The sequence below is a fragment of the Planotetraspora kaengkrachanensis genome (assembly GCF_016862895.1).
GTDB classification, from domain to species: Bacteria; Actinomycetota; Actinomycetes; order Streptosporangiales; family Streptosporangiaceae; genus Planotetraspora; species Planotetraspora kaengkrachanensis.
On record NZ_BONV01000042.1, the window covers coordinates 45,146 to 60,074 of the forward strand.

Annotated in this window: 16 protein-coding genes; 8 read left to right on the plus strand and 8 right to left on the minus strand. The window is 70.1% G+C overall.

What is annotated here, in order from left to right; translation table 11 throughout:
• Positions 1–9: 9 nt before the first annotated feature.
• Both Pka01_RS33345 and Pka01_RS33350 read left to right on the plus strand, forming a co-directional pair.
• The gene (locus Pka01_RS33345; RefSeq protein ID WP_203886943.1) at positions 10–1,401 is read left to right on the plus strand and encodes a hypothetical protein; all 1,392 of its coding nucleotides are present in this window, start codon (positions 10–12) and stop codon (positions 1,399–1,401) included.
• A 270-nt stretch (positions 1,402–1,671) separates the two neighbouring features.
• Positions 1,672–1,833 carry a hypothetical protein gene (locus Pka01_RS33350; protein ID WP_169806330.1) on the plus strand — a complete coding sequence of 54 codons (162 nt, stop codon included), beginning with the start codon at positions 1,672–1,674 and terminating at the stop codon, positions 1,831–1,833.
• Between the two features lie 93 nt (positions 1,834–1,926).
• Here Pka01_RS33350 and Pka01_RS33355 read toward each other — a convergent pair whose 3' ends face one another.
• From Pka01_RS33355 to Pka01_RS33385, 7 genes are all read right to left on the minus strand, one after another.
• Positions 1,927–2,208 carry a metal-sensitive transcriptional regulator gene (locus Pka01_RS33355; RefSeq protein WP_203886944.1) on the minus strand — a complete coding sequence of 94 codons (282 nt, stop codon included), beginning with the start codon at positions 2,206–2,208 and terminating at the stop codon, positions 1,927–1,929.
• 46 nt (positions 2,209–2,254) lie between these two features.
• Positions 2,255–3,331, minus strand: a complete 1,077-nt coding sequence (locus tag Pka01_RS33360; protein ID WP_203886945.1) for a glycosyltransferase — start codon at positions 3,329–3,331, stop codon at positions 2,255–2,257.
• Complete coding sequence (locus tag Pka01_RS33365; protein ID WP_203886946.1) at positions 3,328–4,122, minus strand: hypothetical protein; 795 nt, start codon at positions 4,120–4,122, stop codon at positions 3,328–3,330. The genes Pka01_RS33360 and Pka01_RS33365 overlap by 4 nt, the downstream gene beginning before the upstream one ends.
• Positions 4,123–4,280: 158 nt before the next feature.
• Positions 4,281–6,383: a (Fe-S)-binding protein gene (locus tag Pka01_RS33370; RefSeq protein ID WP_239115762.1), complete on the minus strand. Its 2,103-nt coding sequence runs from the start codon at positions 6,381–6,383 to the stop codon at positions 4,281–4,283.
• A 181-nt stretch (positions 6,384–6,564) separates the two neighbouring features.
• Positions 6,565–7,197 carry a TetR/AcrR family transcriptional regulator gene (locus tag Pka01_RS33375; protein WP_203886947.1) on the minus strand — a complete coding sequence of 211 codons (633 nt, stop codon included), beginning with the start codon at positions 7,195–7,197 and terminating at the stop codon, positions 6,565–6,567.
• Positions 7,194–7,976, minus strand: coding sequence for a class I SAM-dependent methyltransferase (locus Pka01_RS33380; protein ID WP_203886948.1), 783 nt, complete (start codon positions 7,974–7,976; stop codon positions 7,194–7,196). Before Pka01_RS33380 ends, Pka01_RS33375 begins: the two co-directional genes overlap by 4 nt.
• Positions 7,973–8,788, minus strand: coding sequence for a sugar phosphate isomerase/epimerase family protein (locus tag Pka01_RS33385; RefSeq protein ID WP_203886949.1), 816 nt, complete (start codon positions 8,786–8,788; stop codon positions 7,973–7,975). Before Pka01_RS33385 ends, Pka01_RS33380 begins: the two co-directional genes overlap by 4 nt.
• Before the next feature lie 161 nt (positions 8,789–8,949).
• On the opposite strand from Pka01_RS33385, the gene Pka01_RS33390 reads away from it, so the two are divergent.
• From Pka01_RS33390 to disA, 5 genes are all read left to right on the plus strand, one after another.
• The gene (locus Pka01_RS33390; RefSeq protein ID WP_203886950.1) at positions 8,950–9,648 is read left to right on the plus strand and encodes a class I SAM-dependent methyltransferase; all 699 of its coding nucleotides are present in this window, start codon (positions 8,950–8,952) and stop codon (positions 9,646–9,648) included.
• A gap of 73 nt (positions 9,649–9,721) precedes the next feature.
• The gene (locus tag Pka01_RS33395; protein ID WP_203886951.1) at positions 9,722–10,099 is read left to right on the plus strand and encodes a MerR family transcriptional regulator; all 378 of its coding nucleotides are present in this window, start codon (positions 9,722–9,724) and stop codon (positions 10,097–10,099) included.
• Positions 10,096–10,410 carry a thioredoxin gene (gene trxA, locus Pka01_RS33400; RefSeq protein ID WP_203886952.1) on the plus strand — a complete coding sequence of 105 codons (315 nt, stop codon included), beginning with the start codon at positions 10,096–10,098 and terminating at the stop codon, positions 10,408–10,410. Before Pka01_RS33395 ends, trxA begins: the two co-directional genes overlap by 4 nt.
• A 35-nt stretch (positions 10,411–10,445) precedes the next feature.
• Entirely contained in the window at positions 10,446–11,873 is a 1,428-nt protein-coding gene (gene radA, locus Pka01_RS33405; RefSeq protein ID WP_203886953.1) for a DNA repair protein RadA, read from the plus strand.
• Between the two features lie 33 nt (positions 11,874–11,906).
• Positions 11,907–13,046: a DNA integrity scanning diadenylate cyclase DisA gene (gene disA, locus Pka01_RS33410; RefSeq protein ID WP_203886954.1), complete on the plus strand. Its 1,140-nt coding sequence runs from the start codon at positions 11,907–11,909 to the stop codon at positions 13,044–13,046.
• A gap of 41 nt (positions 13,047–13,087) precedes the next feature.
• On the opposite strand, the gene Pka01_RS33415 is transcribed toward disA, so the two are convergent.
• Entirely contained in the window at positions 13,088–13,798 is a 711-nt protein-coding gene (locus tag Pka01_RS33415) for a hypothetical protein (RefSeq protein WP_203886955.1), read from the minus strand.
• Positions 13,799–13,924: 126 nt separating this feature from the next.
• Here Pka01_RS33415 and Pka01_RS33420 point away from each other — a divergent pair, with 126 nt between their 5' ends.
• A complete protein-coding gene (locus Pka01_RS33420; protein ID WP_275414521.1) occupies positions 13,925–14,791 on the plus strand; it encodes an iron-sulfur binding domain-containing protein in 867 nt (288 codons plus the stop codon).
• Positions 14,792–14,929 lie beyond the last annotated feature (138 nt).

Genomic DNA, 14,929 nt, shown 5'->3' on the forward strand with positions numbered 1-14,929 from the left:
CATTGCCGCGTGCGATGGGACGGGTTCACGGCGATGGAGCGGGATGTCCGCGCTCTCGTCGGCGACCCCCGGTGGATGACGCTTCCCCCCGTCGTGCGCGCCCAGGTGATGGCCCAGCGGATGCTCGAGACCCCCGACGGGTCACGCTGGCTGTTCGGCGCCCACGCGCGGTGGCACCGGTTCGGCCCGGCCGACGGCCGCTGGCATCTGTCGGCGCCGCCGTCGCACACCGGCGTCCGGTCGGCCGCCCGGGTCGTGCCGCCGCCCCCGGCGATCCCGCCGCTCCCGCTTCCCGCCGGGCCCGACTTCGCGTACGAGCGTGGATCCACCCAGGCCTTCGTGGGGCCGGACGTCCCCGAGGGGATCACCGAGGGCATCCGGGCGATGCTGCAGGCGCAACGGGGTCTTCGCCGCGACGACTTCCCCCTGCCTCCCGAGGGTTTCCACGGGATGTTCGCCCGGGACGTGACCAGTCCGGTGGCGGCCGTCTGGGGCACGGTCATGTGGTGCGCCTATGCCCCCGCCTTCGACGGCAACGAGATCCTGCTGTCGATGTTCGGCGAGTTCCTGGCCCGGCCGCTTCCGGGGGACGACTGGGTGCGCTGGCTGCCGCCGACGTCCCTGGACGCGCTCGTCGCGCTGTACGCCGAGCGCATGGCCGCGGGGGCCGCGCGGGCCGGGCTGCACCTCGTGCGGCTGATGACGGACACGGCCGCCGTCCTCCGCGCCGACGCGCGGTTCCGGCCCCGGGCCGAGGCCCTCATCGCGATGGCCGAGCCGATCCTGGCCCAGCCGTGGCTCGACCACCACGCCCTCGCGGGCGGCGCCGTACGGCAGGCGTGGTTGTCGCGATGCCCGCCTCGACTGCTCGGCGCCACGCTCACCGAGACCTCGCCTGGCGAACACTTCCGGCACAGCCTGTACGACCTGGTCGAGTCCCTGTCGTTCACCACCGCCCGGGGCGCCGACCCGCGTGCGGCGGCCGCCGCCCTGCTCGCCGCCGACCTCCACGGTCGTTTCGCGGGGGCGCCGGCGGCCGCCGACGCCGTCAACCTGCTCTACGCGTGGATGGACGAGGAGTCACGTCACCAGCTCTATGTGACGCTCACGGATCCGTCCCATCCGCTCCGCGGTTTCTGGCCCGCCCGCGGCGCGCTTCCCCCGGCGCTCGTGCCGCCCGACCGCCGAGCCGCCGCCGCCCTTCTGGGGGCCGCCTACGCCACGGGGCTGGCGTGGTGCCGGCTCACCTGGACGGCGCCGCCCTCGAGCGGTTTCGCGGCCTCCTCGGCCGTGGTGCCGTTCCTGATGCACCAGCGCGATGATCCGTTTCCGGCCGGTGGACCTGGTAGCGTCGGTTCGCCGCATGATCACGGTCGGCTGCCCGACAGGGCCTGGCAATAAGATCACGGCATTTCGGGGCGATCCCACCGGTATCCGTGGTTGCGTTGCGTCACACCAAACGTCAAATTCGGATATGTCATCCTTACTACTCCTTTAGCAATCTCTTCCCAACCTCACCGCCTTTTTCACCGAATCGTGATCTCGCTATCTGGGAAATGGTCAGAGAGGGACACGATCGGGTCGCGGAATGGTCCCGATGGGCCATGTCGCGGAAAGGAGCCCCGACGTAACCTCGTGGTGGGTGTGGGCTGCGGAAGGAAGGACGACGCGGTGGGGCACGATGACCTGGACTCTCGGGTCCACGATCGTGTCGCGTTGGACGAGATCGCGCTGTACGCCGAGGTGCTGGAGGCCGTCAACTTCACCGATGACCGACTGACCTTGGAGGAGCTCGACAACGCGCTCGGATTGCGGACTTCGGCGAGCCGCTGAAGGGATTCTCAGCAGAACCGGTCCGGACTCCTGAGGGGTCCGGGCTGGTTTTTGTCCGGGACTAGTTAGAAACACCCAAAAGGTGCATAACCCTCAGGACCGTACAAGCCGGGCGATAGCCGCAGAGGCTTCCTTGACCTTGGCCTCCGCCTCCGGCCCGCCCGTGCTGACGGCGTCGGCGACGCAGTGCCCGATGTGGTCTTCCAACAGCCCGAGCGCGACCGCCTGGAGCGCACGTGTGGCCGCCGACACCTGGGTGAGGACGTCGATGCAGTACGCGTCCTCGTCGACCATCCGCTGCAACCCGCGGATCTGCCCCTCGATCCGGCGAAGGCGCGCGAGGTATGCCTGCTTGTCGCCGCTGTAGCCGTGCATGCCCCAACGGTACCCGCTACGGGTATCGAGACGCCTTGCCGAGCGGCTAGGCCCGGGAGCGCAGGCCGTACATGAGCTCCTGCCAGTGACCGGCGATCACGTCGGCCGACCGCGCGGACGCGGATTCGAGCGCTCCCGCCGCGAGCGCGCCGCGGCGGGACTCGTCGTCCACGAGCGCCAGCAGCGCCGCCGCGTACGACTCGATCTCCCCCTCGCCCTCCGCGACCAGGACGCTGTCCTTGCCCGGCCGCAGGAACTGCACGGGGCCGCGCGCCGAGTCGAAGGCGACGATGGGCACCCCGCAGCTCAGCGCCTCCACCACGGTCATGCCCAGGGGCTCCTGCCGGGACGGCACGGCGACGATCGACGCCTTGGCGAACTCCCCGGCCAGGTCCGACGTCGCGCCCATGAAATAGACGTGGTTGTGCAGGTCGAGGTCGGCGACGAGCGCGCGCAGGCGCTTGTCCTCCGGCCCGCTGCCGTACAGGCGCAATCTCCAGTCCGGCCGCTTGTCCGCGACGATCGCGAACGCGCGGACGAGCCTGTCGTAGGCCTTCTGCTGCACGAGACGGCCGCCGGCGCAGACGATCCGGTTGTCCATGCGCGAGCGCGGCCACGGCCCCGCCGGCAGCGGATCGGGGATCGCGTGGACGGAGAGTTCGTCGTCGAGCAGCCGGACCCATTCGTCCCGCCCGCTCGCGCTGCTCGCCACGACCGCGTCGAGGCGGGGATAGAACCGCCGGATCGGTTCCGCCACCGCGGGCCTGTTCCATTCCCGGGCGATGCGGATGATCTCTCGTGGCGCGTACCTTGCCGACTGCACGCTCAGCCCCGGCCGCGCCGTGATCAGGACGTCGGTCCGCAGGTTGCGGAGCAGGCGCCACAGCGCGACCTCGGTCCGCATCTGGCCGCGCGGCAGCAGGTGGGGCACGCCAGGCCGCGCGTCCACGAGCCAGCGCATGGCGACGCGCGGGCTGACGGGGAAGAACGGCTTCTCCCTGGTCCGCTTGACGCTCACGACCTCGACCTCGTGGCTGCGGGCCAGTTCGGCCGCGAGGTTGAGCACGGCCCTGACGTCACCGCGCATGCTGTACGCGGAGGGAGCCACGAAGGTGATCCTCACGCGCCCACCTCGAGCCGTAACTCGTCGTCGGAGGTGAAGCTCGGCACGATCGGCACGCCGTCCACGAGCGCCCGCGGGTAGTGGACGCGGCGCCGCTTCCCCTCGATGTCGTCGAGTCTCGCGCCGAGGGGAAGTGCTCCGTCGACGCCGTCCACTTCGAGCGAGGGCTCCCAGACGCCCTCCGACTCGGGGATGGCGTCCAGCACGTCGCACAGCGAAAGCGCCGCGTGGAAGCGGACTCCCTGCACGGTCGCGGCGACCGTCACGGTCGCGGCCGGGTCGTCGTGCCGCAGCGCGAGCCTGGCCGTGCGTTGCCGGTCGTCGTCGTCGAGCCCGGTGTAGGCGAGCAGGCCGGTGACCTCGAACCTGCCCTCGCGGAACCAGACCGCGCGGACGTCGGCGACCGGCTCCGCCTCCTCGATCTTGATGGCGAGGAAGCCGTTCCTGGTCCGGTACGCCCGGTAGGCCATCGTCCTGCGGTCCAGCGCGTACGCGTCGAGACGGTCGAGCGAGAAACCGGGGTCGACGCTCTGGATCCGGGCGCGCTTCGCGTCCGCCTGGAGGTAGGCGTCCCAGCGGCCCGTGGTGAGCGACAGGGGGGCGAGCGAGACGGCGACGCTGGCGTCGCCGGGCGCGCCGCCCGGCGTGCCGAGCGGCACCTCCCGTTCCTCGCCGGTGCCGCGATGGCGCAGCACGAGCCGGGTGCCCTCGGCGAGCGGCTCGTCGATCGCCATGCGAAGAGAGAGGACGTCGGCCAGTGTGACCTCAGCGCCGGTGACGACCACGCCCACCCTGCAGCCCCCTCCCCGTCGATCGAGCCAACGTTGAGGTTACCGTGATTTTCCCGTTATGTGGAGAAAGGGTTTCATGCCCTTCCCGGCGAAGTAGTGCTTCTTCCTTCTTTACCGAGAGATTCCACAAATAGTTTTCTGATCATGAAAAGTCACGGCTATACGCCTTTTACGGATTTGATCAGCAACTGGGCCACGTCGACCACTTCGACGGACTCCTTGGCCTGACCCGAGTTCTTCTTCTCATTGATCGCGTCGCCGAGCATGACGAGGCAGAACGGGCAGGCCGTGGAGACGGTGTCGGGATCGGTGGTCAGCGCCTCCTCCACGCGCTCGGTGTTGATGCGCTTGCCGATCCGCTCCTCCATCCACATGCGCGCGCCGCCGGCGCCGCAGCAGAATCCGCGGTCCTTGCACCGGTGCATCTCCTGCGTCTGCACGCCGGGCACCTTCGCCATGATGTCGCGCGGCTGGCTGTACACCTTGTTGTGACGGCCGAGGAAGCACGGGTCGTGGTAGGTGATCTTCTCCTCGATCGGGGTGATCGGGGTGAGCCTGCCCTCCTCGACCAGGTGCGACAGCAACTGCGTGTGGTGCACGACCTCGTAGTGCCCGCCGAGCTGCGGATACTCGTTGGCCAACGTGTTGAAGCAGTGGGGGCACGTGGCCACGATCTTCTTGACCCCGGCGTCGTTCAGCGTCTCGATGTTCTGCTGGGCGAGCATGTTGAACAGGAACTCCATGCCCAGGCGGCGGGCCGGGTCGCCGGTGCACGCCTCCATCGGGCCGAGCACGCCGAACTTCACCCCGGCGATGTGGAGCAGCTCCGCCACGGCCTTGGTGGTCTTCTTCGCCCGGTCCTCGAGAGCGCCGGCGCAGCCCACCCAGAAGAGGTACTCGACGTCCTCGGGCATCTTCTCGTCGATGAGCGGGACCTCGAAGTCGAGTTCCTCGATCCACTCCGCCCGCTTCATCTCGGACATGCCCCAGGGGTTGCCCTTGTTCTCGAGGTTCTTCAGCATCACGCCGGCCTCGGACGGGAACGAGGACTCGATCATCACCTGGTAGCGGCGCATGTCGAGGATGTGGTCGATGTGCTCGATGTCGACAGGGCACTGCTCGACGCAGGCGCCGCAGTTGGTGCACGACCAGAGCACGTCGGGGTGGATGACGCCGTCCTCGCCCACCAGCGGCTTCTCGAGCAGGGCCAGGACGTCTTCGCCCTGGTGGGCGCGCTGCTCCTCGCTCATCAGGAGATACGGCGCGACCTTGAAGGCGTGGTCGCGCTGGTCGAGGATCAGCATCTTGGGCGACAGGGGCTTGTCGGTGTTCCACGCCGGGCACTGCGACTGGCAGCGGCCGCATTCCGTGCACGTGTAGAAGTCGAGGAAGCCCTTCCAGGTCGTGTCCTCGATCTTGCCGCGCCCGAACACGTCGACGTCGGGGTCGGCCTCCTCGAAGTCGAGGACCTTGCCGTTGCTGCGCATCTCCTGCGCGGCGCCGAGCCCGTCGGGGCGACGCGAGAACAACACGTTCATCGGAGCGGTGAAGATGTGCAGGTGCTTGGAGTTCACCACGATCACGAGGAACACCAGCATCACGCCGAGGTGGAGCAGCAGCCCGACGCTCTCCAGCGCCTCGCTCGTCGGCAGGATCTTCGCGACCAGGTCAGAGGCGAACGCGCCCGACTCGTACGGGAAGTTGCCCGTGTTGACCGATGCCCCGCGGAACAGGAACATCGTCCAGATCACATTGAAGATCATGAAGAGGACGAGCCAGGCGCCGCCGAGATGCGAGCCGGAGAACCGGGAGCCCCGGCCGAGCTTCTTCGGCGACCTGGCGACGCGGATGGCGGCGAACACGATCAGGCCGATCAGCGCGGCGACCGCGATGAAGTCCTGCAGGAAGCCCAGGATCGGCCACGTGCCGATGAGGGGGATGTGGAAGTCGGGCGTGCCCGTCACCGCACCCTGGATCAGCGCGCCGTACGCCTCGAGATAGACGGTGGCGAGGATGAAGAACGCCCACATGACGAAGAAGTGAGCGGTGCCCGAGGGCGTCCACTTGAGCAGTTTCCGCTGCCCGAAGACCTCGACGAGCTGAGCCTTGATCTCCGCGCCCACGTTCTCCCTGGCGTACGCGATGCGCTCGGGGGCGGGCTGGCCGCTGGTGGCGAGCCTGTACAGGAACAGCACGCGACGACCGGCCACGGCGACCGCGGCCGCGGTCATGACCAGCCCGATGATCGCTACCCAGAGCACGTGCCCTCCCATATCCAGCGTTGGCTGCCAAGCGTATGACCGCCGCCCGTCCACAGTGGTCAGGCAAGTCCACGCGGACCACCACAAATGGTACCCGTCGGTAACTTATGCCCTTTGACCGTGTGACTACCAGTACGCTCCGATACTAGAACAAGGCTCTGGAGCAGGTTCGCGCGAGCCCTCAGCCGGCGAGATACCGCTGGATGGTGGGCGAAAGGATCTCCACGAGCTCCTCGAGGTCCGCCGACGCGAGCGGCTCGAGCTTGAGGATGTACCTCATCATGATCACGCCGAACATCTGGGAGAAGGCCACCTGCAGCCGGATCGGCGGGATGCCGAGCCCCTCCGCCACCCGTCCCAGCACCGCCTGGGTGAGGAACTCGCGGAGCATGGTCACGGCCTGCTCGTTCGCCATCGCCGTACGCAGGAGCGCCACGACGGGCTCGCGCGCCTGGGAGTCGGCGGTCAGCGTGAGGATGAACCGCACCAGCCGCTCGCCGACCTCCTCGCGCGGCCCGGCGAGGATCGTGGGGATCACCGTCGCCGGGTCGACCGGGAACTGCATGGCCTCGACGAAGATGCCGTCCTTGGTGTCGAAGTAGTGGTGCACCAGCGCGGGATCGACGCTCGCCTCCCGGGCGATGCCGCGGATCGTGGCCTTGTCGAAGCCCTTCTCCGCGAAGACCTTGCGGGCCGCGGTGAGGATCTCCCCGCGGGTGTCCGCGGCTCCGGGCCGGCGTCCGGGCCGGCGCCTCTTCTCCGGTGCGCGGTCCTCCGGTACGGCCGCGCGCCCGCCTGCCGGGCCCCTCGTCACGGCCGATCGCCCGCCTTGCGGCCCACCGCCAGGTAGACCCGCATCGGGACGGTCATCCTGCCGTCGCCGAAGACCTTGGTGAGCTCGGCGCGCTCGCGGATCATGAGGTTTTCCATCGCCTCCTGGTCGAGCGTGGCGACATAGGAGTGGGAGCGCAGGTCGGTCAGGAAATCGTCCAGGAGCACCCCGCGGGTCCAGTGGATCCACGTCTCCTCGACCCGCAGGCCCGCGTCCGCCATCGCCTCCGCGATGGGAGGCATGCTCCATCCGGGCAGCGCGGGACCGGTGTACCCCTCACACGAATCCGCCAGCCGCACCTGGCAGGCCGCCAGCCAGTCGGCCTTGCCCGCGTCCACGGAGTTCCACCAGCCGGCCACCGCTCCCTCGGGCGTGACCACGCGTACGGCCTCCGCGATCGACAGGACCGGGTCCAGCCAGTGCCAGGCCTGCGCGTAGGTGACGAGATCGCTCACGCCGTCGCGGAAGGGCAGCGTGTTCCCGTCCGCGAGCAGCGTCTCGCAGGCCGTGCGGGCGCGAAGACGCGCGAGCATGCGGTTCCCGCGGTCGAGCGCGACGACCCGCGCTCCTCGATCCAGCAGGCCGCGGGTGGAGATCCCCGTGCCCGCGCCGACGTCCACGACCCGTGCGCCCTGGAGCCGGATGCCGGAAAGCTCCTCCAGCGCGAGATAGAGCGCTTCCGGATATTCGGGCCGCGCCGCGTCGTAGGCCTCGGCCACCCGGTCGAACACCTGGTGGCTGTCTTCACGCGCCCTGGTCATGTGGCCGTCGTCGACGCGGCGAAGTTCAGTCTGGCGAAGGCGAGCGCCTCGCTCAGGTCCTCGATCCGCTCGGTGCGGCTGGTGGCCTTGCGGGTGTTGATCTCCAGCACGATCAACCCGCCGTATCCGTTTCCCGCGAGGCGTTCGAGGAGTTGCGCGCAGGGCTGAACGCCCCGGCCGGGCACCAGGTGCTCATCCTTGTTCGTGGTGCCGACCCCGTCGGCGAGATGCAGGTGGGCGAGCCTGTCGCCGAGCTTGCCCGCCATCTCCATCGCGTCGGAGCCGGACACCGCGGTGTGGGACAGGTCGAGCGTCACATGCGGGAAGTCGTAGTCGACCGGGTTCCAGTCCGGCGCGTACGGCACGACCTCGTTGCCCCGTGCCCGCAGGGGGAACATGTTCTCCACCGCGAACACGACGTCGGTCTCCTCGCGCATCCGGGCGAGCCCGACCTCGAAGTCCCTGGCGTAGTCGCGCTGCCACCGGAACGGGGGATGGACCACGACGGTCTGGGCGCCGAGCCGCTCGGCCGCGTCCCGAGCCCGCTGCAGCTTGACCCACGGGTCGCGGCCCCACACGCGCTGGGTGACCAGCAGACAGGGAGCGTGCACCGCGAGGACGGGCATGGAGTAGTGGTCGCTCAGCCGCTGAAGGACCTCGACGTCCTGGCTGACCGGGTCCTGACCGACCATGATCTCGACGCCGTCGTACCCGAGGCGCGCGGCAAGCTCGAAGGCGTCCGGCGTACGCTCCGGGTACACCGAGGCCGTCGACAGCGCCACCTTCGCGCTGGGCACGCGGATCACACTCATCTACGCCCGCCTCCCCTGGCGGCTCGACGGGCACGTCGCTGTGGCAGTTCGTCGTCTGAACCCTGCCGGCGCCCGTTCACGGATCCAGCCTAAGCCGGACCGGCACCGTCTGCCGCTTCGCCACAATGATGGCATGCAAGATCACGAACTATCGTGAACCCATGGCGCGGATCGTGAACGGGGCCGTACCCAGCCCGAACATCTGGAATTCACCGCAGATCTACGAGGTGGAGAACCGGGCCGTGGACCCCGGCGGGCTCGTCGACGCCGCGATCCGGGAGATCCGGCCCTGGGACGGCGCCACCGTCCTCGACATCGGCTGCGGAACGGGCTTCCACCTCCCCTCGTACGCCGCCGCGGCCGAGCGTGTCGTGGGAATCGAGCCGCACGAGGGCCTCGCGGCGCGGGCCGCCGCCCGATGCGCGTCCCTGCCGAACGTCGCCGTCCGCACGGCCACCGCCCAGGAGCTGCCCCTGCCGCCCGCGTCTGTCGACGTGTCGATCGCCCGATGGGCCTATTTCTTCGGCCCAGGCTGCGAGCCCGGCCTGCGCGAGCTGACCCGGGTCATGCGCAGGGGCGGCGCCGCCTTCGTGGTCGACCTGGACGGCTCTCGCGGCGACTTCGGCCGGTGGTTCCGGCAGACGGTCCCCTCCTACTCCCCCGAGACCGTCGAGGAGTTCTGGTCCCGCCAGGGGTGGCAGCGCAGGGAACTCGATCTGACGATGGCCTTCACCTCCCGGGCCGATCTCGAGGCTGTTCTGGCCATCGAGTTCACGCCCCCGGTGGCGGCCAGGGCCGCCCAGGAGACCCCCGGGCTGGAGCTCTTCTACCCCAACGTCCTCAGGTGGCGGCGTTTCTGAGGCATATCCGCCGTCTCCCGGCGCTTGACCTTGACACCGGCGTCAACGCTTACGGTCGTGCCGAGGAGGGCCGATGCGGATCGGAGAACTGGCACAGCGGTCAGGGGTGAGCCCCCGGGCGCTGCGCTACTACGAGCAGAACGGGCTGATCAGGGCCCGGCGGTCCACGAACGGCTACCGCGAGTACGACGAGGCCGACGTGCGGCTCGTCGCGGAGATCCGTTCGCTGATCGCCGTGGGCTTCACCCTTGAGGACGCCCGCCCCTTCGTCGAGTGCCTGAAGGCGGGGCACGAGTCGGGGGGCTCCTGCCCGGAGTCCGTCGCCGTCTACCGGCGCAAGCTGGCCGACATCGACGCCGACATCCGCTCTCTGCTGGCCCGCAGATCCGAGGTGGCCGCCCAGCTCGCCCAGGCGTGCCCGGGCTGCCTGATCACACGAGGAGAATCATGATCACGCTGACGGCGGAGAACTTCGAGGAGCAGGTGCTGCGGAGCGGCAAGCCCGTGCTCGTGGACTTCTGGGCCGAGTGGTGCCCCTCCTGCAAGATGGTCGCGCCGGTGCTGCAGGAGATCGCCGAGGAGTACGGCGACCGGGTGACCGTCGCCTCGATCAATTTCGACGAGAATCCCGAGATCGCCGCGAGGTACGGCATCCTCGGCCTGCCCACGCTCAATCTCTACCGCGACGGCGAGGTGGTGCAGCAGATCAGGGGAGCCAAGCCCAAGCGCCTGCTCCTCGCCGACCTCGAACGCCACATCTGACGCGGTTGTCGGCGGCGACCGGTAGCCTCCGGCACGTGAGCAAGGCAGCGAGGCCGGCGTACCGGTGCGGCGAGTGCGGGTGGACCACCGCCAAGTGGGTCGGCCGGTGCGGAGAGTGCCAGGCGTGGGGCACGGTCGAGGAGGCCGGCGCCCGCCAGGGCGTCCACGTGGTCAAGCCGGGAGCGGTGACGGCCCCCGCGGTCCCCATCGGCCAGGTCAAGGCCGAGACGGCGCACGCGAGGCCGACGGGGGTCGCCGAGCTCGACCGCGTCCTCGGCGGCGGGCTGGTGCCGGGCGCGGTCGTCCTGCTGGCCGGCGAGCCCGGCATCGGCAAGTCGACCCTGCTGCTCGAGGCCGCCGCCCGTACGGCACGGCACGAGACCGTGCTCTACGTGACGGGTGAGGAGTCGGCCTCCCAGGTGCGGATGCGGGCCGACCGGATCGGCGCGATCGAGGAAGGGCTCTACCTCGCGGCGGAGACCGACCTGGCCGCCCTGGTGGCCCATGTCGAGAAGGTCCAGCCCCGGCTGCTGATCGTCGACTCGGTCCAGACGATCGGCTCGGCCGACGCCACAGGCGTGCCCGGCGGGGTCACCCAGGTCCGCGAGGTCGCCGGGAACCTCGTCCGGCTGGCCAAGGAGCGCGGCATGTCGACCGTGCTCGTCGGCCATGTGACCAAGGACGGCACGATCGCGGGCCCCCGCGTGCTGGAGCACCTGGTCGACGTGGTCCTGCAGTTCGAGGGCGACCGCAACTCGCGGCTGCGCATGGTCCGCGCGGCCAAGAACCGGTTCGGCCCGATCGAGGAGGTCGGCTGCTTCGACCTGCACGAGCGCGGGATCACCGGGATCTCCGACCCGAGCGGGCTGTTCGTCTCGCGGCACTCCGAGCCGGTGCCCGGCACCTGCGTCACGGTCACCATCGAGGGCACCCGGCCGATCCCCGCCGAGTTGCAGGCCCTGGTCGGGCCGACGGAGGCGCCGCAGCCCCGGCGCACCTCCTCCGGGCTCGACGCCTACCGGGTCGCGATGGTGCTCGCCGTCATGGAACGACGGCTCAACGCCAAGATCGGCAAGTGCGACGTCTTCACCGCCACGGTCGGCGGGATCCGGCTGACCGACCCCGCCGTCGACCTGGCACTGATGTTGTCCGTGGTCAGCGCGGCCGGGGACAAGGCCCTGCCCCCCGGCCTGGTCGTGCTCGGCGAGGTCGGCCTGGCCGGCGAGCTGCGCGCGGTCAGGGACGTGCGGCGGCGGCTGGCCGAGGCGTCCCGGCTGGGGTTCACCCAGGCCCTGGTCCCCGCCGGTTCGCTCGAGAACGACGCCCCCCGGCTGGAGGCGCCGAAGTCCCGCGGCGGCCTGGTCGCGGTGCGCGCCCCGGCGTCCCGCACGTCGAATTTCGCACCCGGCTTCGACGTCACCGAAGTCGAGAACGTTTGGGATGCACTCGCACACGTCCGGTGAAGAAGCCGTTACGCCGGTAAACTGGGCGGTGTCATGAGCCCGCAGGGGCGTCACAGGGGCCAGGGAGCCGCCGAGCACGGGGGTCACGTGCAACACGACAAGGGACTGGACGACCGGAGGAGAACCGTGCTCGCCGCGGTCGCTCCGGGCACCGCCCTGCGTGACGGGCTGGAGCGCATCCTCCGCGGCCACACCGGCGGCCTGATCGTCCTCGGCTACAGCGACACCGTCAAGGAGATCTGCACCGGCGGATTCGAACTCGACGTCGAGTTCGCCGCCACCCGTCTGCGCGAGCTGGCGAAGATGGACGGCGCGATCGTGCTCGACAGCGACGGCCTGCGCATCGTCCGCGCCGCCGTCCACCTCGTGCCCGATCCCTCCATCCCCACGGAGGAGTCGGGCACCCGGCACCGGACGGCGCAGCGCGTGGCCAGGCAGACCTCGCTGCCCGTGATCGCCATCAGCAAGTCGATGCGGATCATCGCGCTCTACCTCGACGGCACGCGGTATGTCCTGGAGGAGTCCGCGGCCATCCTGTCCAAGGCCAACCAGGCGCTCGCCACGCTCGAGCGCTACAAGCTGCGGCTCGACGAGGTGGCCGGCACCCTCTCCGCGCTGGAGATCGAGGACCTGGTCACCGTGCGCGACGTGACGGTGGTCTTACAGCGCCTCGAGATGGTGCGCAGGATCGCCAGGGAGATCGAGGGCTACGTGGTCGAGCTCGGCACCGACGGCCGACTGCTCACCCTTCAACTCGACGAGCTGGTCGCCGGCGTCGACACCGACCGTGAACTGATCGTGCGGGACTACCTGCCGTCCACACTCGACGGCGGGCCGCGGTCCTTCACCGAGGCGATGCGGGAGCTCGACGACCTGTCCTCAACCGACCTGCTCGATCTGTCCAGAGTGGCCCACGTGCTGGGTCACTCCGGCACCGACGGCTTGGAGACCGCGGTCAGCCCGCACGGCTTCCGGCTGCTGGCAAAGGTGCCCCGGCTCTCCGACACGATCGTGGACCGGCTCGTCAGCCACTTCGGCGGCCTGCAGAAGCTTCTGGCGGCGAGCACGACCGACCTTCAGGCGGTCGGCGGGGTCGGCGAGACCCGGGCCCGCAGCGTCCGCGAAGGGCTCTCCCGCCTCGCCGAGTCGTCCATCCTGGAGCGTTACCTCTAACCGGCCTTCCACGTGACCGGCACGACAAGCCCCGCCGGGGCTCAGCGGAGATGGAAGACGACCTTCGGGCTCCTGAGGGGACCCGCGAAGGCCGACGCCACGTACGTGCCCGGCACGGCCGACGACCGCCTGCTCGCGCAGTCGCTCCCCGACAGGCGGCGATCCCACAGGATCGTGCGGACGTAGGGGACGCCTCGCTGCAACGTCTGGGTGTCGACGCCCGGGCCGCTGACGCAGTCGGCCGTCGACCAGATCCGATCCGATCCCGAGGTGACGCGCATCTCCAGCATCCGCGGCCCGACGTCGACCGTGCACGCGACCCGGGCCGTGTTCACGATCGTCAGCATGAAGCTCGGCGTCACGCCTTTGTTGTAGTAGTCCTGACCGGCCTGCAGGGCGACCACGAGGTCCTTGGCGTCACACGGGCCACCCGACCGCCGCGAACCCGCCGCCGCGCGCGCGGACGGCGTGGCCGACGCGGAGGGCAGCCGGCCGCCCGGCACCAGGGCCGTGCTCGATGGGCCGGGAGACTTCGAACCGAGCGGCGAGGGCAGCGAGACGACCATCGATTCGCCGGCACCCGGCGTGGCCTTGACGCCGGTCGGACTCTCCGGCTTGCCGGACGCGCTCGAACACGCCCAGGCCACGACTGCCACGACGACGAGCATGCCGGTGAGCACCGCCACCCGGCGGCGCCAGTAGACGTCCCCGCCCTCTACGCCGACATCACCACGGAACGTGTCCGGATCCATACGCACAGTATGGTGAGTCATGGGCCGCCAGGGGAAACGGCTCGCCGCGCCGGCCCCGGACGGAGGCGCCGAGGGAGTGGCTTCCGTCCGGTCCTGCTCCGGAATGACCGGCGATAAGGTCGGACGGTGGCCGCCTCACTGCGTGAACCGATCCTCGACTGGTATGCCGAGCACAACCGCGACCTGCCGTGGCGGCGACCTGACGCGACCCCCTGGGGGATCCTCGTCAGCGAGATCATGCTCCAGCAGACGCCCGTCGTACGTGTGCTGCCGATCTGGGCCGACTGGATGACGCGCTGGCCGACGCCCGAGTCCCTCGCCCAGGAGCCGTCAGGCGAGGCCGTACGCCATTGGGGGCGCCTCGGCTACCCCCGCCGGGCGCTCAACCTGCACGCGTGCGCCAAGGCCATCACCGTGGAGCACGGAGGGCGGGTGCCGTCCACCTACGACGAGCTGCGCGCCCTGCCCGGCATCGGCGACTACACGGCGGCCGCCGTCGCCAGCTTCGCCTACGGGGGCAGCCACGCCGTCCTGGACACCAACGTCCGCCGGGTCCTCGCGAGAACCGTACGAGGTGAGGAGTATCCGCCCAAGGCCACCACGGCGGCCGAGCGGAAGCTGGCCGAGTCGCTGATCCCTCCGGTGGGCGCCCCGCGCTGGGCGGTCGCCGTGATGGAGCTGGGCGCCCTGGTCTGTACGGCTCGCTCTCCGCGGTGCGACGACTGCCCGGTGGCCGCCCGGTGCGCCTGGCGGCTGGCGGGACGGCCGGCCCACACGGGGCCGGCCCGGGTGGGCCAGACCTACGCGGGCACCGACCGCCAGTGCAGAGGACGGCTGCTGGCCGTACTGCGCGAGGCGTACGGCCCGGTGCCGAAGGAGGCACTCGACGTGGTGTGGGACGACCACGCCCAGCGCGAGAGGGCCCTCGACGGCCTGCTGGACGACGGCCTGGCCGAAGTCCTCGACGACGGCACCTACCGCCTCCCGGCGTGATCATGCACAGGTTCGGCGACACCCCACCCCACCTGCCCAAACTCCGACCGTGATCATGCACAGGTTCGGCGACACCCCGCCTCACCCGCGCAAACTCTGACCGTGATCATGCGCGGGTTCGGCGACACCCTCACCCGA